Source organism: Haloferax sp. AS1, assembly GCF_014530665.1.
Taxonomy (GTDB): domain Archaea; phylum Halobacteriota; class Halobacteria; order Halobacteriales; family Haloferacaceae; genus Haloferax; species Haloferax volcanii.
Map to the genome: position 1 here is coordinate 2,772,603 of NZ_SPSA01000001.1, position 22,937 is coordinate 2,795,539.

Below are 22,937 nucleotides of genomic sequence, written 5' to 3' on the forward strand. Positions count from 1 at the left end.
TCCGAGGTAGCCGAGCGGCGGATAAAAGTGGCGTGATGCCGGTCAGTCGTCCGCGAGCGACGGCGAACGAGCGCCGCAGGGCTGGCTGCCCGCCTTCCGCGACCGGTCGGCATATAGTCGTGTGGTCCAACCGACGGGTATGCGCACCGTCGATGCGGCAGGACTCGAAATCGGCGACGACCACCCGCCCCGAATCATGGGCGTGCTGAACGTCTCCAAGGAGTCCCCGTACAAGCCGAGCGTGTTCAACGACCCGAGCGAGGCCGCCGAGTACGTCGACCGCGAACTCATCGACGAGGGGGCCGACATCGTCGATATCGGCCTCGAATCCGCGAACAAGCGCCTCGACGTGCTGTCGGCCGAAGACGAACTCGACCGCCTCGACACGGCGCTTTCGGTCCTCGACAGCGTCTCCGGCGACGCCGTCTTCTCCATCGAGACGCGCTACCACGAGGTCGCGGAGGCGGCGCTCGACGGTGGGTTCGACATGGTCAACGATATCTGCGGCTTCGCCGACCCGGAGATGCCCCGCGTCTGCGAGGAGTTCGACGCCGCCGTCGCCAAGATGGCGAGCCCCCCGGACCTCACCCGCCCCGGTGCAATCGAGGAGGTCGACGACATCTACGACGCCCTCGAACTGAACGGCTTCACCGACAAGACCATCCTCGACCCCGCTTTCGGCGGCTGGTCGGAGGCGAAGACGCTCGAACACGACCGCGAGACGTTCGACCGCCTGCGGGAGTTCCGCGGCTACGGCTACCCCATCCTGGTCTCCATCAACCGCAAGAACTTCCTCCGCGACGTGGCCGGCCGCTCGACCGAGGAGGCCCTGCCCGTCAGCCTCGCCGCCACGTCGATGGCGGTCGAGCGCGGTGCCCACGTCGTCCGGACCCACGACGTGAAAGAGACCCGCGACGCGGCCCTCATCGGCCACGAGTTCGCGCGCCGTCGCGTCCGCGACCCCGGCGACGTGTCGGTCGAGGAACTCGACGTGACGACGACCGGCGAGGCCGCCAGACACCTCGACCGGGTCGGCGCGAACCGCGACCTCGCGGCCGAGAGCGTCACGCGCGTCTTCGAACTGGAAGGACTCGGAGTCGACGACCGCGAGGCCCTCGAAGCCGCCGCCGGCGACGCGGGAGCCGTCTTGGCCGCCGGCGACACCGGGGCGCTGCTGGTCGGGACGCCCGCCGCGCTCGCCCGGCTTTCGACGCTCGTCACGGACGCCTCCGACGCCCTCGAAGCCGCCCTCGAAACGGTCGAGCGGGCGACGCGATAACTGGTGCGTGAACCCCTCACAGACCCGTCTCGCCGTCTGACGTTCGGCAGACGTTGACCGTTCTACTAAGAGAAAACTTATACCATCCGACTCTAAAACGGTCCTGTGGACGCCGGAAGGGCACGCGGGTAGGGGTACACGAGTGCCGTTCCGGCCCATACAGTTACATTCTGAGCGACAGCTATACCATGGATTTCACCACGTGGGAACCCGTCTACGGGCGGATTCTCGACGACTTCGGCTTCGACCGAACCGGCGACGAGCGCGCCAGAGACGCGCTCGCGGACCTCGTGAAACCGTTCGACCGCGACCGACTGGACTGGGTGGGCGCGACCGTCGCCGTCTGCGGGGCGGCCCCGACGCTCGACGCCGAACTCGACCGACTCGACGACCCCGACGTGGACGTGGTCGTCGCCGCCTCCACCGCAGCCGACGCGGTGCGAGACGCCGGGTTCGACCTCGATTTGATGGTGACGGACCTCGACAAGAACCCCGAGACGGCGGTCGAACTAACCGAATCGGGCGTGCCCGTCGCGGCCCACGCCCACGGCGACAACCTTCCCGCGGTCCGCGAGTGGGTTCCACAGTTCGACGCCGACCACGTCCTCGGGACGACGCAGGCGGCTCCCGTCGGCCCCGTCGTCAACTGGGGCGGCTTCACCGACGGCGACCGGGCGGTCTTCATCGCCGACGAACTCGGGGCGAAGCGGCTCGTCTTCGCCGGCTGGGACTTCGACGACCCGACCGTGGACGCGATGAAAGCGCAGAAACTCCGGTGGGCGGAGCGCCTGCTCCGGTGGCTCGAACGACGCCGCGACGAGCGCTTTTCGGTGCTCGACGGGCGGCGCGACGGCATCGACTCGCTCCCCTGAGAGGCCCGCGCTCGCGCCGACCCGTCGGCGCTCGCCGGGCGCGGCGTGCCTCGCGCTCTCGCCTCGCTTACCGCGTGTTCTGCGGGTGCACGCCGGCACCCTTGTCGGACCCGGACTGTTCGGCCGCCGACTGCTCGACCACGCCGTCGAACAGCGTCGCGTCACAGCCCCGGCAGACGGCCGAGACGTGCCGTTTCGTCCCGTCGGAGGTCCGCACCCGTTCGGTTTCGACCGCGACCGCGCCGTCACAGGTCGGGCACGTCCGGAGACACAACCGAAGCGCCCCGAGGACGCGGTTCCGGTCGGCCGTCGAGAGCCGCCACCACTCGGGGTAGTACCGGCGGAACGTCGCGACCGCCGTGCGGTCGGCGACGAACGCGGCGCGGGAGGACCACCGACCGACGGTTCCGTGGTCGAGTCGCGCGAACAGCCCCCGCTCGTTCCACCCCATCTCGATTCTGTCCGAGTCGACGCCGAGAAGCGCCGCGAGCGCCTCGCGGTCGCCGTCTCGCCCGTCGGCTTCGAGCATTCGGGCGCGCCAGTCGTCGGCGAACTGCGGCGACAGCGAGAGGTTGTCGTCCGCGTCGGTCGCGAAGACGCCCGCGCCGTGCAACGCGGCGGCGAGGTCGACCCGGCCGTCGAGCGAGAGCGGCGGCGACGGCCGCGCCGACGGGAGTTGCGGGGGCGACGGCGAGGCCGACGAGAGTTCGAGGAACGCGAAGCCGAAGACGACGACGGGCGGGAGCACGCCGAGGAACGCGCCGTAGGGGACCCAGACGAGCCACCCGAGCGTCCCGCAGACGAACGTCAAGAGGAGGAGCGGAAACACGAGCGGAGACCGGAGACGCGGCTGTCGGACCCCGGAGTCAGGAAGGCAGCGATGCCCGGACATACCAGAACCGTGGGTACGACGCCGTATAGGTATGAACCGGGTACACCAGATAGCAAGAACGTAAACGTGCTCCCGTGCCGGACTTCGGTCGATAACATCACATTACCCGCGACAGTCGCGCCGCCGCGAGTGTCGACTATCGTACCACATCCATGCCAACGGGTGTCCGAACACGAGCGACTGCCGCCGCGAGACGCGGTAGGACACCGTTTCCAGCGACAGCGAGCGATTAAGTTCAGTCGAACGAGCCGGTCGGCCGATTTTTCGGCCCGTCGGCGTCCGACTGCCGCTACATTCACATAGCCGCCGTCCTGAGGCGCGCACATGCAACTGCACTGGCACCGCCGGGACCTGCGCGTCGCGGACAACCGCGGCCTCGCGACGGCCGCGGAGGCGGGCCCCGTCGCCCCGCTTTTCGTCTTCGACCGGGACGTGCTCGACCACGCCGGCGCGCCCCGCGTCAGGTACCTGCTCGACGCGCTTTCCGAGCTCCGCGACGCCTACCGAGAGCGCGGGAGCGACCTGCTCGTCGCCCGCGGCGACCCCCGGACGGTCGTGCCGGCGGTGGCGGCGGCGCTCGACGCCGAGCGGGCCGTGTGGGGTATCGACTACTCCGGGCTCGCCCGCGAGCGCGACGCGGACGTGCGGCTCGCCCTCGACGAGGCCGGCGTCGCCCGCGAGCCGGTCCACGACGCCATCTTCCACCCGCCGGGGAGCATCACGACAAACGCTGGCGACACCTACTCCGTCTACACCTACTTCTGGAAGAAGTGGCGCGACCGCGACAAGCCCGACCCGTACCCGGAGCCGGACGCCGACGACCTCGTCGACGCCGCCACGCTCGAATCCGCGGCCGAAGACCTCACCAACGGCGACGCAGAGTTCGACATCGCCGTCGGCGGCCTCCCGACCATCTCGGACCTCGGCTTCGAGGAGCCGTCGGCATCGGTCCAGTCGGCGGGGACCGAGGCGGCCCGCGAGCGCCTCTCGGCGTTCTGCGCGGACGCCATCTACCGCTACGCCGACGACCGCGACTACCCGACGCGGGACGCCACGTCGCGGCTCTCGACGGACCTCAAGTTCGGGACCATCGGCATCCGCGAGGTGTACGCGGCGACCGCCGCGGCCCGCGAGGGCGTCGGCGGCGAGAGAGACGAGTCCGTCGAGGAGTTCCAGTCGCAGTTGGCGTGGCGGGAGTTCTACGCCCACGTCCTCCGAGAGCATCCGAACGTCGTCACGGAGAACTACAAGGAGTACGAGGAGGACATCGCGTGGCGCGACGACGACGAGGAACTCGCGGCGTGGAAGGCGGGCGAAACCGGCTACCCCATCGTCGACGCCGGGATGCGACAGCTCCGCGAGGAGGCGTACATGCACAACCGCGTCCGGATGATCGTCGCGTCGTTCCTCACGAAGGACCTGCTGTGCGACTGGCGACACGGCTACGCGCACTTCCGCGAGCACCTCGCGGACCACGACACCGCAAACGACAACGGCGGCTGGCAGTGGGCCGCCTCGACGGGGACCGACGCCCAGCCGTACTTCCGCATCTTCAACCCGATGACGCAGGGCGAGCGCTACGACCCCGACGGCGAGTACATCAAGCGGTACGTCCCCGAGCTCTCGGACGTGACGGCCAACACCATCCACGAGTGGCACGAACTGACCGACCTCGAACGCGAGCGGCTCGCGCCCGACTACCCGGAGCCCATCGTGGACCACGCCGACCGCCGCGAGCGCGCGATTTCGATGTTCGAGGCCGCCCGCGGCGACGACTGAGCGACGACTGACCCCGCCTGCTGTTTTTTGCCCTCGGTCGCCGCGGCACGAACGACTTTCTTCTCGCAAATCGACTCAGAGTTCATGCACGTCGCTATCATCCTCTACGACGGCTTCGACGAACTCGACGCCGTCGCGCCGTTCGAGGTGTTCCAGAACGCCGGCGCGGCCGGGGCCGACTGCGAGGCCGAACTCGTCGCGCTCGACGACCGCGAGTTCGTGACCGCGAGCCACGGGATGCGCGTCGGCGTCGACGGCGCCCTCGACCCGGAAACCGACCGCCCGGACCTGCTCGTCGTCCCCGGTGGCGGCTGGAACTCCCGCGCCGACCAGAGCGCGTGGGCCGAAGCCGAGAAGGGCGAGATTCCCGACGCCATCGCCGCGCTCCACGAGGCCGGAACGACCGTCGCCGGCGTCTGTACCGGCGGGATGCTCCTCGCCCGCGCCGGCATCCTCGACGGACGCCCCGCGGTCACCCACGGCGGCGCGCTCTCCGACCTCCGACAGACGGCCGCGGAAGTCGTCGAAGCGCGCGTCGTCGACGACGGCGACGTGCTCACCGCGGGCGGCGTCACCTCCGGTCTCGACCTCTCGTTACATCTCGTCGAACGCGAGTTCGGAGCCGAAATCGCCGACGCCGTCTCGACGGAAATCGAGTACGAGCGCCGGACGAAGCCGTTCGACGGCTGACACGCTCGCGCGAACCGGAGCTTCTCGAAGCGGAGATATCGACCGATAGCGACCCGCATACTGTGGTTTGTGCTAGCATACCCCTCCTCAAGTTTTAACAGGATTCCGCCCGACGCATGATACGGAGGTTACACATTATGAGCTACGAACTCGACCCGCTTCCGTACGAGTACGACGCCCTCGAACCGCACATCTCCGAGCAGGTGCTGACGTGGCATCACGACACCCACCACCAGGGCTACGTCAACGGCTGGAACGCGGCCGAAGAAACCCTCGCCGAGAACCGCGAAGCAGGCGAGTTCGGCTCGTCCGCCGGCGCGCTCCGCAACGTCACCCACAACGGCTCCGGTCACATTCTGCACGACCTGTTCTGGCAGAACATGTCGCCGGAAGGCGGCGACGAACCCGAAGGTGCGCTCGCAGAGCGCATCGCGGAGGACTTCGGTTCCTACGAGGCGTGGAAGGGTGAATTCGAAGCGGCGGCCGGCGCGGCCGGCGGCTGGGCGCTCTTAGTGTACGACTCGTTCTCGAACCAGCTTCGGAACGTCGTCGTCGACAAGCACGACCAGGGCGCGCTCTGGGGTAGCCATCCCATCCTCGCGCTGGACGTCTGGGAGCACTCGTACTACCACGACTACGGCCCGGCCCGCGGCGACTTCGTCTCCGCGTTCTTCGAGGTCGTCGACTGGGACGAACCCGCCGCTCGCTACGAGCAGGCCGTCGAACTCTTCGAGTAAACCCGGTACATCCCGACTTTTCTTTCGGACGCAACGCCGTCAGCGGCGGCGCTGTCCGCGTCGAACCGAATCGAATCAAATCAGTCCGCGGATGCGCTCCGCTCGACCTCAGGGCAGTCGGTCGCGGGCGGTCGGGTCGCTGAACAGGTCCGCCCCGTCGAACTCGTCGTTCAGCGCGCAGACGCGGTCGTGCAGGGCGGCGAAGTCGCGGCCAGCCCCGCGGTCGAAGCCGGCGAGGATTCCGGTGGGGCGGTCGCCGACGAAGGTCCGAAACTGCTCGAACGAGTCGAACCCGCGGACGGTGTAGCCGTAGTCCGCGTAGTACAGCGTCTCGTAGGTGTCTCTCGTGACGTATCCGAACCGCTCGTTGTCGATAAACTGCGAGATGTCGAGACATTCGAGCGCATCGGACACGTCCTCCCTGACGTAGAGGTGTTCGTACCCGTGGTGGTCGAAGACCCAGAGGTCGCGGAGGTCGTCCCCGCCGAAGCTACGGAAGGCCTCGACGAGTCGTGCGGCGGCGGCGCTCATCGTTTCGGGTCTGGCGTCACGGCTGATAAGCCTACTTATGGGGTTATCGAAGGCTGTAAGGGAGCGATGGGCACGCTCGTCAGTCGCACTGCCGTCGCCGCCGATGCTCGTCACCCGCCGCCCGCGGTCGTCGGGGTTTTGCCCGTCGGCCGAGAAGCGCACGCATGCCCAAGCCGAAAGACGACTTCGACACCCTCTACGGGTATCTCCTGTACGAACCCGCCGACATCCTCGACCCAGACTACATGTACACCGTGGGCGAAATCGCCCGCCTGATGCAGGGGCTGTCGCCGCAGGACGACCTCGCCGAGGAGACCGAAGACCGCATCATCCAGTGGACGATTCCGTGGATCGTCGCCAACCAAGAGGACTTCGTCATCAACGACCCGCGGAGCGACGAACCGGGTTACTTCGGCCTTCATCCCGACGCCGTCCCCGAAGCAGACGAGGAATAACGACCACACCCGCACCGCGCGGCTCGGTGTCCCCGATATTCTTCCGGCGTGAGAGTCGCACAAACGGTTATCTGTCAGGTCGGTGTGTTCTCTCTCGTACGATGACTCAGTTCGACACCGAAGTCGCGGTCGTGACCGGCGCTAGCTCTGGAATCGGTCGCGCGACCGCGGAGGCGTTCGCCGCGGAGGGCGCGCGCGTCGTCGTCTCCGACGTGAACGTCGAGGGCGGCGAGGAGACCGTCGCACGCATCGAAAAAGCCGGCGGGACGGCGATATTCGTCGAGACGGACGTGACGGACGACGACGCCGTCGCCGCGCTGGTCGACACGGCTGTCTCCGAGTACGGCCGACTCGACTTCGCCTGCAACAACGCGGGTATCGGCGGCCCGCAGAAACCGACCGCCGACCTCTCGGCCGACGAGTGGCACCGGGTCGTCGACGTGAACCTCAACGGCGTCTGGCGGTCGATGCGACACGAGATTCCCGCGATGCTCGACGTCGACGGCGGCGTCATCGTCAACATGGCGTCGATTCTCGGGAAAGTCGGCTTCGCGAACGCGGCCCCGTACGTCGCCGCGAAGCACGGCGTCCTCGGACTGACGAAGACCGCGGCCATCGAGTACGCCGAACAGGGCGTCCGCGTCAACGCGGTGTGCCCGGGTTTCGTCGACACGCCCCTGCTCGGGGAAGGCGGCCTCGACGACCCCGAAGCGCGCCAGGGAATCGAGTCGCTCCACCCGATGAACCGCCTCGGCGACGTGGACGAAATCGCCTCCGCGGTCGTCTGGCTCTGTTCGGACGGCGCGTCGTTCACGACCGGCGAGGCGCTCACCGTCGACGGCGGCTACACGAGTCGCTAGCGCGAGGTGACGCGGCGAGGCGACGGTTTACCTCGTCCGCGCCGCGCGGGCCGCGAGTTCGAGGTCCTCGCTCGGGCGAGTCGCGACGCTCGGGCCGTGGCCAGTGTGGAGTTCGGTCAGGTCGCCGCCGACCACCTCGCGCAGGCGGTCGATGCTCTCGACGAGCGCGCCGCGGTCGCCCTCGGGGAGGTCGGTCCGACCGAACCCGCCGTTGGCGAAGACGAGGTCGCCCGCGAAGCAGACGCCCGACCCGCGGGAGAAAAAGCAGAGGTGGTCGTCCTTGTGGCCCGGCGTGTGGACCGCCTCGAACACGTCGTCACCGATTTGGACGCGCTCGCCGTCGTCGATGCGCCTGTCTACGGCGAGGTTGCCGGTGTCGTAGCCCCACGTCTGCACGTCGAACGCCTCGCGGACGGCGTCGACGTTGCCGATGTGGTCGGGGTGCGTGTGGGTGAGGTACACCGCGTCGAGCGAGTCGGTGACCTCGCGGACCGTCGGCACCACGTCGAAGTTCGCCCCGGTGTCCACGAGCGCGGTGGTCTCGCCGTCGACGAGAAAGACGTTGCTCGTGAAGGCGCAGATGTCTCCTGCGAGATTGCGAATCACGGTCACGGGTACGAAAAGCGGGGTATTCGGTGTTGTGGGCGCTGCGGAAATCCGGGCCGAGGACGGTAGGATTTAGAGGGACCGACGACGACCAACACCCAACCAGGGCACCTCTCATGCGCCAATATCTCGACCTCGTCACGGACGTTCTCGGAACCGGGCGGCACAAACCGAATCGAACGGGCGTCGATACCATCTCGGGCTTCTCGAAGCACTACACCGTCGACCTCCAAGAGGGCTTTCCGCTGCTCACGACGAAGGACCTCTCGGGCTTCCGCTGGAACTCCCTCATCCACGAACTGCTGTGGTATCTCTCCGGCGAGGAACACATCCGCACCCTCCGCGAGGAGACGGGCATCTGGGACGCGTGGGCCGACGAGGAGGGCCACCTCGACACGGCCTACGGCCGGTTCTGGCGGCGCTACCCGGTCCCCGAGGAGGGGCTTGCGGGCGAGGCGTGGCCCGACGACGGCCACCGCTGGATGAACGACGAGGGGACGTTCGACCAGCTCGCGTACGTCCTCGACACGCTCGACGAGAACCCGAACTCGCGCCGGCTGGTCATCAACGCGTGGCACCCCGCCAACGCGGCCGTCTCGACGCTCCCGCCGTGTCACTACACGTTCGTCTTCAACGTGCAGGGCGACGAACTCAACCTCCATCTGACCCAGCGCTCCGGCGATATCGCGCTCGGCGTCCCGTTCAACCTCGCGGCGTACGCCATCCTCGCGCAGGTCGTCGCCCAGCGCGCCGGCTTCGAACTCGGGTCGTTCGCCCACACCATCGTCGACGCCCACGTCTACTGCGGGGCCGGCGAGCGCGGCGCGTGGTACGGCGACCACCTCGACGAACTCCAGTCCCGCCTCGCCGACGTGCAGTCGCCCGACGAATACCTCGACGTGCGCGAATGGCTCCTCGACGCGGCCCCCGAGGAGGCCGACGGCGAGGAGGACTACGACCACGTCCCCGGACTGCTCTTGCAGGCCTCGCGCGAGCCGCGCGAGCGCCCCGCGCTCGACGTGGCCGACGTGCCGCTCGAAGACCTCTCGTTCGAGGACATCGTCCTCCGCGACTACGACCCGGCCGACGGGATTCGCTTCGCGGTGGCCGAATGAGCGGCGAGGAGCTTTCTGGGTCCGAAACCGAGGGCGACGCCGCGGTCCGGTTCGTCCTCGTCGCCGCCGTCGCCGACAACCGCGTCATCGGCCGCGACGGCGACATGCCGTGGCACCTCCCCGAGGACCTGAAACAGTTCAAGCGGACGACGACCGGCCACCCGGTCGTGATGGGTCGCAAGACCTACGAGAGCATCGCCCGCCAGCTCGGCGGCCCGCTTCCGGAGCGTCACAGCGTCGTGCTGACGACCCGCGACCTCGACCTCCCCGAGGGCGCTGAAGCGGTCGAGTCGGTCGAATCTGCGGTCGCCGCCGCCGAGGACGCGGCCGACGAGATGGGCGTCGAGACCGTCTACGTCGTCGGCGGCGCGACCGTCTACGAGCAGTTCCTCGGCCGCGCCGCGGGGCTGGTGCTCACCGAACTCGACGCGGCACACGAAGGCGACACGCGGTTCCCCGAGTGGGACCGCGGGAAGTGGGTCGAGACCGACCGCGACGACCGCGACGGCTTTTCGTTCGTCACGTACGAGCGCAAACAGCCCGCCGCGGCTGACCGCGGCGCGGAGGAATCCGATGAGTAACTCGGGCGAGTGGGAGTACAAAATCGTCCGCACGGCCGACGGCGGCCTGTTCAGCGGCGACACCTCCCCGATGGAAGACGCGCTCAACTCCCTCGGCGGCGACGGCTGGGAGCTCGTGGACACGATTTCGGACTCGCGCGGCGCTGGCGCGAACAGCGGGCAGACGGCGCTCGTGTTCAAGCGGCCGAAGCGCTGAGACGCCGGGCGTCACCTCACGGGCGCTCGTGAACGACCTGCGTTTCTCGTGACGCATCACGAGTAGCTTTATTGACGCGAACGACCTCGTAAGAGGGAACGAAGCTTCCCCTCGCTATGACCGCCTCGACACTCGCAGACCGACTCCGACAACCCGAGTACACCGGCGAGAACCGGTGTACGCCCTGTACCGTCGTGAACGTCGTCATCGCCGCCGCGTTGAGTCTGGTGCTCGGCGTCGCGTGGCCGCCGCTCGGACTCGTCTCGTTCGCCCTCTTCGCGGGGGCCATCTACTTCCGCGGCTACCTGATTCCCGGCACGCCGACGCTCACGAAGACGTACTTCCCCGACCGGGTCCTCCGCTGGTTCGACAAGGAGCCGACGCAGACTCGCGTCGGGGCCACCGCATCCGCGCCTGGGTCGGCCGCCGATGACGACGTTGACGCCGAATCGTCGGGCGAGGAGGTCGAATCGGGGCAGTTAGACGGCGATGGCGCGTCAGTCGCGGCGTTCGACGTGGAGGCGACCTTGATGGACGCCGGTGCGTTGGAGTTGGACGAGAGCGGCGACGAACTCCGCCTCGCACCGGCGTTCGAATCGGCGTGGGACGACGAAATCGCGCGCACCGACGAGACGGTCGCTCGACGGTGGCTCGCCCGCTTGACCGGGGTCGACGAGGCCGATGTCACGCTGGAGTCTCGCGCTCGGAGCCGGTGGCTCGTGGCGATGGCCGACGGCACCACCCTCGGCACCTGGGAGTCGAACGGCGCGCTCGTCGCGGACGTGGCCGCCGACGCCGCCCTCGACGGTCGCCTCGACGACCGGGACCAGCTGACGGCCGAACAGCGGAGCGCGCTGGCGCGGGGGCTCCGCATCTACCTCAACAGCTGTCCGACCTGCGGCGGCGGCGTCCGGTTCGGCTCGGAGACCGCCGAATCGTGCTGCCGGTCGTGGGAGGTGTTCGTCGTCCGCTGTGAGGACTGCGAGACGCGACTGCTGGAAGTCGACGCCGAGGCGCTCGAACCCGAAGCCGCCTGAGCCGCCGGACTGGCGCGTCGGCCGCGACGCTCCGCCGGCGAATACATTTTTGTCGGCTGACAACAGTTTCTCCGTATGAGCAAGGCGCACTTCGAGGTGTTCGTCGACGCGGCCGACAAGTACCGCTGGCGACTCGTCCACGACAACGGGAACATCCTCGCCGACTCGGGCGAGGGCTACGCGTCGAAACAGAAGGCGAAACAGGGCATCGAGAGCGTCAAGCGGAACGCGCCCGACGCGGACGTTATCGAAGCGTAGTTCCGCGGTTCGAGCCCTCGATTCGCCTGAAACCGTCGGATAGCCCGCCGATTCGAGTACGAACCCCACACCGATGCCGGGTGTGGAGGCTTTTTCCGCCTCCGGGACTGACCGGAGAGTAATGACGAACGTCGCCGACGCGAGCGAGGAGGTCGCACGATGAACCGAAACGACAAGCAGGCCTACGACCGCGGAACGTCGCTTTTCTCCCCCGACGGACGCATCTATCAGGTCGAGTACGCCCGCGAGGCCGTCAAGCGCGGCGCGCCGGTTCTCGGCGTCCGCACCGCCGACGGCGTCGTGCTGGCGGCGCTCCGGTCGACCCCGTCGGAACTCATGGAAGCCGAAAGCATCGAGAAACTGCACAAACTCGACGACGCGCTCGGCGCGGCCACGGCCGGCCACGTCGCCGACGCGCGGAAGCTCGTGGACTTCGCGCGGACGACCGCCCAGCGCGAGCACCTGCGCTACGGCGAGCCAATCGGCGTCGAGACGCTCACGAAAACCATCACCGACAACATCCAAGAGAGCACGCAGTCCGGCGGCACCCGCCCGTACGGCGCGTCGCTCCTCATCGGCGGCGTCGAAAACGGCTCGGGTCGCCTGTTTGCGACCGACCCCTCGGGGACGCCCCAGGAGTGGAAGGCGGTCGCCATCGGCGGCCACCGCGAGGACGTCCAGGCCGCCCTCGAAGACGGCTACGCCGAGGACCTGTCGCTCGAAGACGGCCTCGCGCTCGCCGTCGAGGCGCTCGTCGCGGCCGACGAGGAAATCGAGAGCGACGAACTGAATCTCGTCACCGTCTCCGAGGCGGGCTACGAAATCGTCGACGAGGAGACCATCGCCGAGCTGTTCGCCGACGCGACCGCGGACGACGAGTCCGACGAGACGGACGAAAGCGAGGAGTAGATGACAGACGGGAGCCCGACCGACGGTAACACCTCGGCGGCCGAGGCGGAGACGACAGCGGCCGCGGCCACGGATGCGGAAGCGGGCGCGACCGCCGGCGCGGCGGCCGTGACGCTCGACCGCATCGCGGTCTACCCCGTGAAGTCGCTCGACGCCGAGTTCGTCGACGCCGCCGACATCGTCGAGAACGGCGGGCTCCGCGGCGACCGCGAGTACGCCATCTTCGACGAGGACGGCGAGTACGTCAACGGTAAGCGCGAGCGGGCGGTCCACCGAATCCGGAGTTCCGTCTCGCTCGCCGACGGAACGGTCGAACTGTCGGCCCCCGAGATGGACGATTACGACGGCCCGATAGCCGAGGCCGACGGCTGGCTCTCGGCGTACTTCGGCTACCCGGTCGAACTCCGGCGCGACCCCGCCGGCGGGTTCCCCGACGACACCGAAGCCAGCGGCCCGACCGTCATCTCGACGGGGACGCTCGACGCGGTCGCCTCGTGGTTCGACAGCGTCGACGCCGACGAGATGCGCCGTCGCCTCCGGCCGAACCTCGTCTTCGACGCGAGCGAGCCGTTCTGGGAGGACCACCTGTTCGACCGGCGCGGGACGGTCGTCGAGTTCAGCGTCGGCGGGGTCGCCTTCGAGGGCGTCAACCCCTGCCAGCGCTGTGTCGTCCCGAGCCGCGACCCGGACACGGGCGCGGAGACGGCCGACTTCCGGACGACGTTCATGACGAAGCGCCGCGAGACGCTCCCCGAGTGGTCCGGCGGCGACTGGTTCGACCACGACTTCCGGCTCATGGTCAACACCGCGGTGCCGGAATCGTCGTGGGGCGAGACGCTGTCGGTCGGTGACGCGGTCACCGTCGGTGACATCGTCCCCGAGTGAGGGGGTCGGGTTTCGTCGCGTTCGAATGCCTCGCAGTCGGTCGGTTGTTCTTCGCTGACACCCGCGGCTTTAGGTCACCTGCCCGGGTTGACACACGTATGTTCACGCTAACCGGCGTGCGGGTCGTCGACGCCGACGGGACCCGCGAGGCGAACGTGGTGATAGACGAGTCGACCGGGCGCATCGCGTCCGTCGGCGACGAGACCGAAGGCGAGACGCGACACTGCTCGGGTGCGGTGGTCGCGCCGGGACTCGTCGACGCCCACGTTCACCTCATGATGGACGGTCGCCCCGACGTGGCCGCCTATCGGTCCGAGCCGGTCGAACGCGCCTGCTATCGGGCCGCGGCCAACCTCCGGAAGACGCTGGAAGCGGGCGTCACGACCGTCCGCGACCTCGGTTCGCCCGGCAACACTGCGACGAGTGCGAAGGCCGCAGTCGCCGCCGGCGAGCTCGACGGGCCGCGCGTCCTCGCCGCGGGGGAACCCATCACCATGACCGGCGGCCACGCCCACTGGTTGGGTCGGGAGGCCGACGGTCCGGACGAGGTTCGCAAGGCCGCCCGAGAGCAACTGAAGCGCGGCGCCGACGTGGTGAAATGCATCGCGACCGGCGGCGTCCTCACGACCGGCGCGGTCACGGGCGCACCCGAGCTCACGGAAGCGGAAATTCGCGCCCTCGCGGAGGCCGCGAGCGCGAAGGGCGTCACGACCGCGGCCCACGCCCACGGCGAGGACGGTATCAAAAACGCCGCCCGCGCGGGGGTTTCGAGCGTCGAACACGGGATGTTCATGGACGAGGAAGCCGCCGACCTCATGGTCGACAACGGCACGTACTGGGTGCCGACGGCCTCGGCCGTCCGCGAAATCGTCGAGGCGGGCGTCGAGGCCGGCATCCCGCCGGAGGCGGTCGAAAAGGCTGCGGACGCCGCCGAGCGCTTCGAAACCGCATGGGAACACGCGCTCGACGCCGGCGTGAACATCGCCATGGGTACCGACGCGGGCACGCCGTTCAACGACCACGGCGAGAACGCGCTCCGCGAGATGGAACTGCTCGTCGAGTACGGCCTGTCGCCCGCCGAAGCGCTCGAAGCCGCGACCGTCGGCGGCGCGGACCTCCTCGGGTTGGACGACGTGGGGAAGGTCGCCGAGGGCTACGTCGCGGACCTCGTCGTCCTCGACGCCGACCCGAGCGAGGACGCCGGCGCGTGGCGGACGGTCCGGCAGGTGTATCGAGAGGGCAAACGGGTCGTCTAATCGCAACACGGCAGTCGGTATCACACCCGATTTGAAGCGACAACCTTTTACAATCGCGAGCAATATCTGGTGATGTACCAACGTGCTCTGTTGGTGTAGTCCGGCCAATCATATCACCCTCTCACGGTGATGACCAGGGTTCGAATCCCTGACGGAGCACTTCTCTCAATCTTGAACCGCGAGCGGCAGCGAGCGGGTTCAAGTCAGAAATTCGACGAAGGGTTCGAGCAGCGAGCAACGCAACGCGTTGCGAGTGAGTTCGAATCCCTGACGGAGCACTTCTCTCAATCTTGAACCGCGAGCGGCAGCGAGCGTGTGCTTTTACGTGGCACGATTTCGCGCTGCACCTACAAGTCGGGGTCACCGAGTTGCGACATCACGAGGTCCTCGGCGGTTCGCAGTCGGTACTGAACCGTCGAACGTGGCACGTCGAGCACGTCGCTGAGGTCTTCGACGGTCACCTTTCGCGGGCGCTCGTAGTAGCCGTGTTCGACGGCGGTTTCGAGCGCCTCCCAGTGAGCCGACGAGAGGTCGGCCGCGATGCGCGACTCGGCGTCCCAGTTACCGGCGCTCGTGAGGTGTTCGACGTCCAGTTGCAGTCCCTCTCTGAGCTGCGCCTCGATGGTCTCGTACAGTTCGCCGAGCGGGTGGTCGCCGGGATAGAGAATGCGCCAGCGGTACGCGCCCGCGCGGCGGGACGACTCGAAGATGACCCCCGGCCCGACGTGTTCGAGGACGTAGCGCGGAATCGAGTGGCAGTTGCTCACCTCCTCGCGGTAGGTGTAGACGGTCATCGAGTTGTCCGAGCGGTCGAGGACGTGGTAGTTGCGATGGGTGTGGCAGTCGGGCGCGTCGAGACACTCGTTACACCGCGTCTCGTCGAGGAACACCTCCTCGAACGCCGACAGCGCCTCCGGCGTGCCGACGACGTGGTCGACCCGCCACATCACGTCCGTGGTGGACGAACAGACCGACGACCGGGACCGCAGGCTCGGGTACTCGTAAAACAGGTCCATTAGCTCGTCGGTTCCCTCCGAGAAGCGAACGACGAATTCGAACTCGCGCATTCGGTTTTCGCTCTGTCGCGGAGCGACTTAGCAGGTACTAATCAGACACCGACCGCGTTCTACCTTCGCTCCGATTCGGACTCGGCTTCGGGGCACACCACTTGCTGAAGTTAGCAGATACCAACAGAACTGGGAGGGTACTTGAGCACGGAGTAGCGACCACGACGAACGGACACCGAACGCCGCGCGTCAGGCGTGGTCTCCACCCGCTCTTTCGGACACGCGCTCGCGTCCCGCCGGTTCGTTCGTCCGCGGGGACCGGTTCCGACCGTCCCCACCCCCACCACCGACTGCACTCGAACGCTCCACCCAACCTCGGACGACGGCCGGGTCACCACCTATTTTACGCCCGGTCGTCTACCCGCACGAGGATGTTACTCGCGGGAACGGTGGTCGTCGACGCGTCCACCATCATCGAAGAGGGTGCCGTCGTCGTCGACGGCGACCGAATCGTCGCGGTCGGAGCGCACGCGGACCTCACAGACCGGTATCCTAACCACGAGCGACGCGAGTTCGGCATCGTCGCGCCGGGACTGGTCGGCGGGCACGTCCACTCGGTGCAGTCGCTCGGAAGGGGCATCGCCGACGACACCGAACTCTTGGATTGGCTCTTCGACCACGTACTCCCGATGGAGGCCGGTCTCGACGCCGAGGGGATGCGCGTCGCCGCCGAACTCGGCTACCTCGAATGCATCGAGTCCGGCACGACGACGGTCGTCGACCACCTCTCGGTCAATCACGCCGAGCAGGCGTTCGAAGCCGCGGGCGAGATGGGTATCCGCGGACGCATCGGGAAGGTCCTCATGGACACGAACGCTCCCGAGGGACTCCAAGAAGACACCGACGCGGGCCTCGCCGAGTCCGAGCGCCTCATCGAGCGCTATCACGACAGTTTCGACGGGCGCATCCAGTACGCCGTCACGCCGCGGTTCGCCGTCACCTGCTCCGAAGCGTGTCTGCGGGGCGTCCGCGACCTCGCGGACCACTACGACGGCGTCCGCATCCACACCCACGCGAGCGAGAACCGAAGCGAAATCGAGACGGTCGAAGACGAGACGGGAATGCGCAACATCCACTGGCTCGACGAAGTCGGTCTCACCGGCGACGACGTCGTCCTCGCACACTGCGTCCACACCGACGACTCCGAGCGCGACGTGCTCGCAGAGACCGGCACGCACGTCACCTACTGCCCGTCGTCGAACATGAAGCTCGCGTCGGGTATCGCGCCGATTCCCAACTACCTCGACCGCGGCATCAACGTCGCACTCGGCAACGACGGCCCGCCGTGTAACAACACGCTCGACCCTTTCACCGAGATGCGACAGGCCAGTCTCCTCCAGAAAGTCGATGCGCTCGACCCGACGAGCACGCCCGCCGCGACCGTTTTCGAGATGGCGACCCGCAACGGCGCGAAGGCCGCCGGCTTCGACCGCGTCGGCGAACTCCGCGAGGGATGGAAGGCCGACATCGTCGGTATCGACGCCGACCGCACGCGAGCGACGCCGCTCCACGACGTGCTGTCTCATCTCGTCTTCGCCGCCCACGGCGACGACGTGGTGTTCACCATGGTCGACGGCGACGTGCTCTACGACGAGGGCGAACACGTCCGCGCGGACGCCGACGGCATCCGAAAACGGGCGCGGGCGGTCGCCGACGGTCTCGACTCGGCACCGACGAGCGACTGAACAGCGTCTCCGCCTGCGAGACCACCTCGCACGCGAGACCGGCCGGCCGCACCCGCGAGGCCCGCCGCCATCGTCGCCTCTTTCTCTCCGCGCGACGCCACCTGAGTCATGACCGTCCGACTCCGCGCGGCGACGCCGTCCGACCTCCCCGCGATTCGGGAGATTTACGCGCCGTTCGTCGAGAACACCGCGATTTCGTTCGCCTACGACCCGCCGAGCGTCGCGGACCTCGAAACGAAACTGGAGCAGAAGACCGACTACCCGTGGCTCGTCTGCGAACTCGACGGCGAGGTGGCCGGCTACGCCTACGCCGGCGCGATTCGAGAGCGCATCGCCTACCGGTGGGCCGTCGAGACGTCGATTTACGTCCGCCCTGAGTTCCAGCGCCGCGGCGTCGCCCGCGGTCTCTACACGGCGCTTTTGGACCTGCTCGAACGGCAGGGCTACGTCTCGGCCGTCGCCGTCATCACGACGCCGAACCCCGCGAGCATCGCCTTCCACGAGTCGTTCGGCTTCGAGCGCGTCGGCCGCTTCGAGCGCGTCGGCTACAAAGGCGACGCGTGGCACGACGTGGAGTGGTGGAGCCTCGACCTCGGCGACCGACCCGACGACCCCGACGCGCCGCTGTCTGTCGCCGACGCTCGCGACCGTGACTGGTGGGACGACGCGCTCACCCGCGGTGCGGCGCTCGTCGAAAACAGCGCATAACGGTTCCACCCGAACTGAGTCAACTCCCGTCGTCCGACTCGGTCGCGTTCAGACGCCGGCTTCGAGGGAGTCCTCAGTCTCGGCGTCCGCCGAGTCGCCTTCCTCGGCCGCCTCGACTTCGTCTGCCGCGTCGGCGGCTGCTTCGCCCGTCGCTCCCTGTTCGAGTACGTAGCGCTCGACGCCGGCGGAAAGCATCGCCTGCCAGTCGTCGAACTCGGTGTTCGCGTCGACGTACCGGTCCAACTCGTGGGTCGGTATCGACTCGAAAGAATCCTGATCCGCGACCGCGAATCCGCTTTCTTCGAGGAATTCACTAATCGATGCCGCCTCACAATGTGACTCGACCCACGGCGACGGGAACAAGTCGGCCAGCGTTACCTCGCCGCCGAGACCCCCAATCTCGACGTCGAGCGTCGCGGCCGTCGTTTCGGCCTCACCCATACCCGGGTCCTACGTCCACGGATATAACGGTGTTGCGGTTGGCGTCCGAGAGAGTCAGTTGGTCGAGACGATTTCGACCACGTCGCGGTGCGAAAGCTCGTGGTCAGACCCGATTTGGCGCTTCGAGTGACAGTCGATGCCGTGGAGGAGGCCGTCGCCGATGTCCGAATGCAGATGGTACGCGAAGTCCTCGGTCGTCGAACCCTCGGGCAGGATAAAGCAGTCGCGGAAGACGCCCTGCGAGTCGCTCTTGCCGTTGGCGCTGCCGGGGAAGATGGCAATCGCTCCCATCACGTCGAACAGCGCGTTTTCGAGCGACTGCTGGACGCCCGTGCCGCCGAACTCGGTGACGAACTCGCGAATCTGTTCGAGGCCCGCCTCCTGTTCGTCGCTCACGTCGCCGACGATGTCGAAGTCGGCGTCGCCGGGGCGGTAATCGACGACGCCGCCCTCGTCGGCCTTCTTCAGCGCCTTCTCCGCGTGCGCCGAGGTCGGGACGAACGTCAGGTGTTCGTAGTCCGAATCGGCCGTGATCTCCTCGTAGTTCTCCTGGGAGACCGGTTTGTCCATCTTGTTCGCCGCGATGATGATCGGCTTCGTGCGCTTTCGAATCTCGCGGGCGAGCGACTCCTTGTCCGCGTCGTCCCACTCGTCGGGGTCGAGTTCCAAGCCGAGAGAAAGGATTATCTGCTTGATTTCGTCCTTGTTCGTCTTGAACGCGGACATCTGCTCCGCGAGGTCGACTTCGATATCTTTGTCCTCGCCGTGATAGCCCGAGCGGTAGCGGTCGATACCCTTCTCTAAGACACCGAGGTACCACATGTCCAGTTCGTTTTCGAGGAAGTCGATGTCCTCGCGGGGGTCGTGGCCCTCCGTCGCCTCGCCTTCGATGTCCGTCTCACCGGAGAAGTCGACGACGTGGACGAGCACGTCCGCCTCGTTGAGGTCGGTGAGGAACTGGTTTCCGAGGCCCTTTCCCTCGTGCGCGCCGGGGATGAGCCCCGCCACGTCCACGAGTTTGACGGGAACGAACCGCATTCCGTGGTCGCAGTAGCCGACCGAGGGCGTACACGACTCGTCGAACTCCGGGGCCGCACACTCGACGCGGACGTACGCCTCGCCGATGGAGGGGTCGATGGTCGTAAACGGATACGCACCCTCGGGTACGTCGTTCATCGTCGCCGCGTTGAAGAAACTCGACTTCCCGACGGACGGTTTTCCGACGAGACCGATCTTGTAACTCATTCGTTGGTCGGACTGGTGTCTCGAACGCTAATAACCGTTCGACGTTCGCCTCGCCGTGCGTGAAATTCACACGCCACCGGGGCCGAGGAGGGTAATTCTCCGCGCTCGACTCCCGGGTTCGAGCGCCGGAGAGGTGACGCCGTCGTCGGGTTCGGAGCGGACAGCAGCCGGGTCCGGTTCGGTGTCGGAGGTCTCCTCGGCACCGATGAGTCGACGCTACGACGCCGTCCGGTGCATCTTTGTCTTCACGTCCCCGACTGCCGGGCATGACCGACCTCGACGAGACGGCGAGCGAACCCGCATCCGCGTCGACTGCGGACTCCGGCGCGGCGACCACCGACTCCTCGACGGACGACGCGACCGACGCGGACACGTTCCGCGTCGGTATCCACGTCACGGAGACCGAACTCCGATTCGTGGTCAACGTCCCGTCCGACATCGATTCGGGGTGGACCGACCCCGACGCGTTCCAGCGCCTCGTCGAACGCGTCACCTGGGAGCAACTCGACCAGCGGGCGACGCTCCAGACCGTCGCGACAAACGCCGCCGAGGGCGAGACGGTGTTTCTCGGCACGGTGACGCTCCGACCGGACGAGACCGTCGTCGACCACACCCTCCGCGTGCCGCCGCTCAACGGCGCGTGACCCGACTCGGCGTCACCGATGACCGACCCCACGACTGAGACCGCGATTCGCGAGATGCAAGACGCCGCGCTCAGTCGCGCGCTCACCGACGACGACCACGCGAGACAGTCGCTCGCCGTCGCGGGCGCGCTCGAAACGGCCAGAACGGAAGCGACCGACGCAGCGTTCGACGGTGGCGGCGTCACGCTCGCGGCGTCGCTCGCGTTCGTCTCGACGCTGTTCGCGCACCGTCGCCTCCGCGAGTCGCTCCGGGCGAGCGTCCGCGCATCCGACGATTCGGCGTGGTATCCCAGCGGCGCTCCCGCCCGCGTCGACGACGACCTCGTGGTCGCGGGCGCGCGGCTCGCGGTTCGACGGTTCGACGCCGACCCGGCGCTCGTCGCCGCGCTCGGTGACGTTTCGATAGAAAGAGTCGCGTCGGGCGAGTGAGTAGCCCGACCGTCAGCCTCTGACAACGACGGTCGGGGGCGTAGCGGGATGGGGTGCCTCCGATCCACAGTACCCGCCCGGACGCGGAAGGGTGAAGCCCGAACCCCACGCTCGCTGCGTGGGAACGTATATTAGTTAGTTGTTGGCGTGGTCCGGCGGGCCACCGCCGTTGCCGTTGCCGTTCGAGTCGTCATCGCCCGAGTCGTCGTCATCCGACTCGTCCGAGGAGTCATCGTCCGACTCGTCGTCAGCGTCGTCCGCAGTCTCAGACTCCTCGTCGTCGGCCTGCTCGGTTTCGTCGGTCTCTTCGTCTTCCTCGTCGCTCGCCTTATCGTTGTTCGCGTGCTCCGGCGGGCCGCCGTTACCGTTCTTGGCGTTGCCGGAGTTACCGGGCGCGTCCTCGTCGCCGTCAGCGTCGTCGCCGTTCTGCGGACCGGCGTGGTCGGGACGCTTGTCGTCCGCGTTACCCGGGTTGTTCTCGGTCACGAAGTCGGAGACGGCCTGCCCGAGCGGGCCGTCGCTACCCGTGTCCTTGAGACGCTCGACGAAGCTGCTAACGAGCTGTCCGAACGGGTCCTCGGCGGCGACCTCACCCTGCAGGGTGACGGTCGTCTCGGCGGTGAGGCCGTCGTGCTCGGCCGCCACGTCGACCGTGACGGTCTGCAACGGCGAGATGAGGTCAACCGTCCCGTCCGCGTCCGTCTCGTACTCGCCCGCGTCCGTGTAGTTCCCGTCGACCGCGACCGAGGCGTTCTCGACGGGGTCGCCGTCTTCGGTTACGGTGATGGTGACCGACTCGTTTTCGTCCTGCGAGACGGCGATGTTGAGGTCGTCAGCCTCGACTTCGACCGTCGTCTCCGCGGTGAGACCGTCGGCGGTCGCGACGAACGTCAGGTTCGTCGTGGTCGTCGGCTCTGCAACCGCGACGGTTCCGTTCGCGTCCGTCTCGTACGTACCGTTGCCCGCGTAGTCGGTCCCGTTGACCTGAACCGAGGCGTTCTCGACGGCGTCACCGTACTGGGTGACGGTGGCGACGACCGTGTCGTTAGCGTCGTCAACCTCGACGGAGACATCGAGAGACTCGTCGAGCGGGACGAGGACGACAGAGGAGGCGGTCGTGTTGTTCCCCTCAGTAACGGTGACCGTCGCGTTCACGCGTTCCTGCGGATTGGGGAGGTCGACGGTGCCGTTCGTCCCCGTCGCGTACGTTCCGTTTCCGGCGTAGTTACCGCTCGATTCGACGACGACCGTCGCGTTCTCGACGGCCGTCTCGTTCCGCGTCACGGTCACTGTCGCGTCGCCCGTGTCGGCGTCCTGCGTGACGCCGACCTGGAGGGCATCGGAGCTCGCTGCTCCGACGGCCCCGGGAACCATCGCGACGGCGAGCATCGCAACGACCATGACTACGGTGAAGTGTTTGCTGCCGCGCATGCAACCCTTCCTTCTAACCCTGATACGGTAAAAGGGGAGAATCGTAACCCCGGTTTTCGCTGAATTTCACCCCAATCAACGCGTTCGAAATCGGGGCGTCGTCTGTCGATTTTATCGACTTCCGTGCCGAACGGGCGATCAAGTCGTATCGAAACAGCCCCGCAGTCGAACGCGAGCGGCTGTCGGCCGAACCGGTGTGCTCGACGCGAGCGTTGCCACTCTCGGACGATGGAAGATGCGACTCGACGGGGTCGGTGCGAGTCGCTGAACGACCGTGCGTGCCGCTCTGCATAAAATGAACAAAGCCCACTGGACATCGCGTCCAGTGGGCTTTGTGAAGTATGAATGG

At 67.5% G+C, this 22,937-nt stretch carries 26 protein-coding genes and 1 tRNA gene; 20 read left to right on the forward strand and 7 right to left on the reverse strand.

The features are described 5' to 3' along the window. Window positions 1-139: 139 nt before the first annotated feature. Together folP and E4P24_RS14625 are read left to right on the forward strand one after the other, a co-directional pair. Entirely contained in the window at window positions 140-1,279 is a 1,140-nt protein-coding gene (gene folP, locus E4P24_RS14620) for a dihydropteroate synthase (protein ID WP_004061178.1), read from the forward strand. Window positions 1,280-1,467: 188 nt separating this feature from the next. Further along, window positions 1,468-2,151: a 6-hydroxymethylpterin diphosphokinase MptE-like protein gene (locus tag E4P24_RS14625; RefSeq protein WP_188148632.1), complete on the forward strand. Its 684-nt coding sequence runs from the start codon at window positions 1,468-1,470 to the stop codon at window positions 2,149-2,151. A gap of 67 nt (window positions 2,152-2,218) precedes the next feature. Here the strand turns inward: E4P24_RS14625 and E4P24_RS14630 are convergent, their stop codons facing one another. Beyond that, entirely contained in the window at window positions 2,219-2,980 is a 762-nt protein-coding gene (locus E4P24_RS14630; RefSeq protein WP_188148633.1) for a hypothetical protein, read from the reverse strand. A gap of 387 nt (window positions 2,981-3,367) precedes the next feature. On the opposite strand from E4P24_RS14630, the gene E4P24_RS14635 reads away from it, so the two are divergent. From E4P24_RS14635 to sod, 3 genes are all read left to right on the forward strand, one after another. Then, window positions 3,368-4,822: a deoxyribodipyrimidine photo-lyase gene (locus tag E4P24_RS14635; protein WP_188148634.1), complete on the forward strand. Its 1,455-nt coding sequence runs from the start codon at window positions 3,368-3,370 to the stop codon at window positions 4,820-4,822. Between the two features lie 84 nt (window positions 4,823-4,906). Then, complete coding sequence (locus E4P24_RS14640) at window positions 4,907-5,512, forward strand: DJ-1/PfpI family protein (protein WP_115802739.1); 606 nt, start codon at window positions 4,907-4,909, stop codon at window positions 5,510-5,512. 137 nt (window positions 5,513-5,649) lie between these two features. Next, on the forward strand, window positions 5,650-6,249 hold the full coding sequence (sod, locus tag E4P24_RS14645) for a superoxide dismutase (protein WP_013035375.1): 600 nt from the start codon (window positions 5,650-5,652) through the stop codon (window positions 6,247-6,249). 108 nt (window positions 6,250-6,357) lie between these two features. On the opposite strand, the gene E4P24_RS14650 is transcribed toward sod, so the two are convergent. Then, window positions 6,358-6,780: a hypothetical protein gene (locus E4P24_RS14650; RefSeq protein ID WP_188148635.1), complete on the reverse strand. Its 423-nt coding sequence runs from the start codon at window positions 6,778-6,780 to the stop codon at window positions 6,358-6,360. Between the two features lie 164 nt (window positions 6,781-6,944). Between E4P24_RS14650 and E4P24_RS14655 the strand changes: the two genes are divergently transcribed. Further along, window positions 6,945-7,235 carry a DUF5827 family protein gene (locus tag E4P24_RS14655; protein ID WP_004061159.1) on the forward strand — a complete coding sequence of 97 codons (291 nt, stop codon included), beginning with the start codon at window positions 6,945-6,947 and terminating at the stop codon, window positions 7,233-7,235. 101 nt (window positions 7,236-7,336) lie between these two features. Then, a complete protein-coding gene (locus tag E4P24_RS14660) occupies window positions 7,337-8,095 on the forward strand; it encodes an SDR family oxidoreductase (RefSeq protein WP_115802738.1) in 759 nt (252 codons plus the stop codon). Between the two features lie 27 nt (window positions 8,096-8,122). Here the strand turns inward: E4P24_RS14660 and E4P24_RS14665 are convergent, their stop codons facing one another. Then, window positions 8,123-8,701 (reverse strand): MBL fold metallo-hydrolase, encoded by a 579-nt coding sequence (locus E4P24_RS14665; RefSeq protein WP_188148636.1) that lies wholly within the window; start codon window positions 8,699-8,701, stop codon window positions 8,123-8,125. 116 nt (window positions 8,702-8,817) lie between these two features. Here E4P24_RS14665 and thyA point away from each other — a divergent pair, with 116 nt between their 5' ends. From thyA to E4P24_RS14710, 9 genes are all read left to right on the forward strand, one after another. Further along, entirely contained in the window at window positions 8,818-9,816 is a 999-nt protein-coding gene (gene thyA, locus E4P24_RS14670; RefSeq protein WP_004044747.1) for a thymidylate synthase, read from the forward strand. Continuing rightward, complete coding sequence (locus E4P24_RS14675) at window positions 9,813-10,397, forward strand: dihydrofolate reductase (protein ID WP_004044748.1); 585 nt, start codon at window positions 9,813-9,815, stop codon at window positions 10,395-10,397. Before thyA ends, E4P24_RS14675 begins: the two co-directional genes overlap by 4 nt. Continuing rightward, window positions 10,390-10,593, forward strand: a complete 204-nt coding sequence (locus E4P24_RS14680; RefSeq protein ID WP_004061148.1) for a DUF4177 domain-containing protein — start codon at window positions 10,390-10,392, stop codon at window positions 10,591-10,593. The genes E4P24_RS14675 and E4P24_RS14680 overlap by 8 nt, the downstream gene beginning before the upstream one ends. Before the next feature lie 116 nt (window positions 10,594-10,709). Beyond that, entirely contained in the window at window positions 10,710-11,630 is a 921-nt protein-coding gene (locus E4P24_RS14685; protein ID WP_004061146.1) for a hypothetical protein, read from the forward strand. Between the two features lie 75 nt (window positions 11,631-11,705). Further along, the gene (locus E4P24_RS14690) at window positions 11,706-11,888 is read left to right on the forward strand and encodes an HVO_2922 family protein (RefSeq protein ID WP_004061144.1); all 183 of its coding nucleotides are present in this window, start codon (window positions 11,706-11,708) and stop codon (window positions 11,886-11,888) included. A gap of 159 nt (window positions 11,889-12,047) precedes the next feature. Continuing rightward, window positions 12,048-12,797 carry a proteasome subunit alpha gene (gene psmA2, locus E4P24_RS14695; protein ID WP_006601584.1) on the forward strand — a complete coding sequence of 250 codons (750 nt, stop codon included), beginning with the start codon at window positions 12,048-12,050 and terminating at the stop codon, window positions 12,795-12,797. Then, complete coding sequence (locus tag E4P24_RS14700; RefSeq protein ID WP_188148637.1) at window positions 12,798-13,682, forward strand: MOSC domain-containing protein; 885 nt, start codon at window positions 12,798-12,800, stop codon at window positions 13,680-13,682. Window positions 13,683-13,780: 98 nt separating this feature from the next. Continuing rightward, window positions 13,781-14,938: an amidohydrolase family protein gene (locus E4P24_RS14705; protein ID WP_188148638.1), complete on the forward strand. Its 1,158-nt coding sequence runs from the start codon at window positions 13,781-13,783 to the stop codon at window positions 14,936-14,938. Between the two features lie 84 nt (window positions 14,939-15,022). Then, window positions 15,023-15,097 (forward strand) — tRNA-Glu (locus E4P24_RS14710). Window positions 15,098-15,285: 188 nt separating this feature from the next. On the opposite strand, the gene E4P24_RS14715 is transcribed toward E4P24_RS14710, so the two are convergent. Beyond that, entirely contained in the window at window positions 15,286-16,005 is a 720-nt protein-coding gene (locus E4P24_RS14715) for a helix-turn-helix domain-containing protein (protein ID WP_004061135.1), read from the reverse strand. A gap of 371 nt (window positions 16,006-16,376) precedes the next feature. Between E4P24_RS14715 and E4P24_RS14720 the strand changes: the two genes are divergently transcribed. Then, complete coding sequence (locus E4P24_RS14720; RefSeq protein WP_188148639.1) at window positions 16,377-17,690, forward strand: 5'-deoxyadenosine deaminase; 1,314 nt, start codon at window positions 16,377-16,379, stop codon at window positions 17,688-17,690. Between the two features lie 108 nt (window positions 17,691-17,798). Then, window positions 17,799-18,398 carry a GNAT family N-acetyltransferase gene (locus tag E4P24_RS14725; protein ID WP_004061131.1) on the forward strand — a complete coding sequence of 200 codons (600 nt, stop codon included), beginning with the start codon at window positions 17,799-17,801 and terminating at the stop codon, window positions 18,396-18,398. Window positions 18,399-18,446: 48 nt separating this feature from the next. Here the strand turns inward: E4P24_RS14725 and E4P24_RS14730 are convergent, their stop codons facing one another. Both E4P24_RS14730 and E4P24_RS14735 read right to left on the reverse strand, forming a co-directional pair. Further along, entirely contained in the window at window positions 18,447-18,839 is a 393-nt protein-coding gene (locus tag E4P24_RS14730; RefSeq protein WP_004044769.1) for a hypothetical protein, read from the reverse strand. A 54-nt stretch (window positions 18,840-18,893) separates the two neighbouring features. Next, the gene (locus tag E4P24_RS14735) at window positions 18,894-20,084 is read right to left on the reverse strand and encodes a redox-regulated ATPase YchF (protein WP_004061129.1); all 1,191 of its coding nucleotides are present in this window, start codon (window positions 20,082-20,084) and stop codon (window positions 18,894-18,896) included. A 266-nt stretch (window positions 20,085-20,350) separates the two neighbouring features. Here E4P24_RS14735 and E4P24_RS14740 point away from each other — a divergent pair, with 266 nt between their 5' ends. Both E4P24_RS14740 and E4P24_RS14745 read left to right on the forward strand, forming a co-directional pair. After that, window positions 20,351-20,728 (forward strand): hypothetical protein, encoded by a 378-nt coding sequence (locus E4P24_RS14740; RefSeq protein WP_188148640.1) that lies wholly within the window; start codon window positions 20,351-20,353, stop codon window positions 20,726-20,728. Between the two features lie 18 nt (window positions 20,729-20,746). Continuing rightward, window positions 20,747-21,157, forward strand: coding sequence for a hypothetical protein (locus E4P24_RS14745; RefSeq protein ID WP_004061126.1), 411 nt, complete (start codon window positions 20,747-20,749; stop codon window positions 21,155-21,157). Window positions 21,158-21,292: 135 nt separating this feature from the next. On the opposite strand, the gene E4P24_RS14750 is transcribed toward E4P24_RS14745, so the two are convergent. Further along, window positions 21,293-22,588: a hypothetical protein gene (locus E4P24_RS14750; protein ID WP_115802732.1), complete on the reverse strand. Its 1,296-nt coding sequence runs from the start codon at window positions 22,586-22,588 to the stop codon at window positions 21,293-21,295. Between the last annotated feature and the right edge of the window lie 349 nt (window positions 22,589-22,937).

Coding starts and splice junctions, on each gene's coding strand:
- folP (WP_004061178.1), top strand. CDS start 140: ATGCGCACCGTCGATGCGGCAGGACTCGAAATCGGCGACGACCACCCG.
- E4P24_RS14625 (WP_188148632.1), top strand. CDS start 1,468: ATGGATTTCACCACGTGGGAACCCGTCTACGGGCGGATTCTCGACGAC.
- E4P24_RS14635 (WP_188148634.1), top strand. CDS start 3,368: ATGCAACTGCACTGGCACCGCCGGGACCTGCGCGTCGCGGACAACCGC.
- E4P24_RS14640 (WP_115802739.1), top strand. CDS start 4,907: ATGCACGTCGCTATCATCCTCTACGACGGCTTCGACGAACTCGACGCC.
- sod (WP_013035375.1), top strand. CDS start 5,650: ATGAGCTACGAACTCGACCCGCTTCCGTACGAGTACGACGCCCTCGAA.
- E4P24_RS14650 (WP_188148635.1), bottom strand. CDS start 6,780: ATGAGCGCCGCCGCCGCACGACTCGTCGAGGCCTTCCGTAGCTTCGGC.
- E4P24_RS14655 (WP_004061159.1), top strand. CDS start 6,945: ATGCCCAAGCCGAAAGACGACTTCGACACCCTCTACGGGTATCTCCTG.
- E4P24_RS14660 (WP_115802738.1), top strand. CDS start 7,337: ATGACTCAGTTCGACACCGAAGTCGCGGTCGTGACCGGCGCTAGCTCT.
- thyA (WP_004044747.1), top strand. CDS start 8,818: ATGCGCCAATATCTCGACCTCGTCACGGACGTTCTCGGAACCGGGCGG.
- E4P24_RS14675 (WP_004044748.1), top strand. CDS start 9,813: ATGAGCGGCGAGGAGCTTTCTGGGTCCGAAACCGAGGGCGACGCCGCG.
- E4P24_RS14680 (WP_004061148.1), top strand. CDS start 10,390: ATGAGTAACTCGGGCGAGTGGGAGTACAAAATCGTCCGCACGGCCGAC.
- E4P24_RS14685 (WP_004061146.1), top strand. CDS start 10,710: ATGACCGCCTCGACACTCGCAGACCGACTCCGACAACCCGAGTACACC.
- E4P24_RS14690 (WP_004061144.1), top strand. CDS start 11,706: ATGAGCAAGGCGCACTTCGAGGTGTTCGTCGACGCGGCCGACAAGTAC.
- psmA2 (WP_006601584.1), top strand. CDS start 12,048: ATGAACCGAAACGACAAGCAGGCCTACGACCGCGGAACGTCGCTTTTC.
- E4P24_RS14700 (WP_188148637.1), top strand. CDS start 12,798: ATGACAGACGGGAGCCCGACCGACGGTAACACCTCGGCGGCCGAGGCG.
- E4P24_RS14705 (WP_188148638.1), top strand. CDS start 13,781: ATGTTCACGCTAACCGGCGTGCGGGTCGTCGACGCCGACGGGACCCGC.
- E4P24_RS14715 (WP_004061135.1), bottom strand. CDS start 16,005: ATGCGCGAGTTCGAATTCGTCGTTCGCTTCTCGGAGGGAACCGACGAG.
- E4P24_RS14720 (WP_188148639.1), top strand. CDS start 16,377: ATGTTACTCGCGGGAACGGTGGTCGTCGACGCGTCCACCATCATCGAA.
- E4P24_RS14725 (WP_004061131.1), top strand. CDS start 17,799: ATGACCGTCCGACTCCGCGCGGCGACGCCGTCCGACCTCCCCGCGATT.
- E4P24_RS14730 (WP_004044769.1), bottom strand. CDS start 18,839: ATGGGTGAGGCCGAAACGACGGCCGCGACGCTCGACGTCGAGATTGGG.
- E4P24_RS14735 (WP_004061129.1), bottom strand. CDS start 20,084: ATGAGTTACAAGATCGGTCTCGTCGGAAAACCGTCCGTCGGGAAGTCG.
- E4P24_RS14740 (WP_188148640.1), top strand. CDS start 20,351: ATGACCGACCTCGACGAGACGGCGAGCGAACCCGCATCCGCGTCGACT.
- E4P24_RS14745 (WP_004061126.1), top strand. CDS start 20,747: ATGACCGACCCCACGACTGAGACCGCGATTCGCGAGATGCAAGACGCC.
- E4P24_RS14750 (WP_115802732.1), bottom strand. CDS start 22,588: ATGCGCGGCAGCAAACACTTCACCGTAGTCATGGTCGTTGCGATGCTC.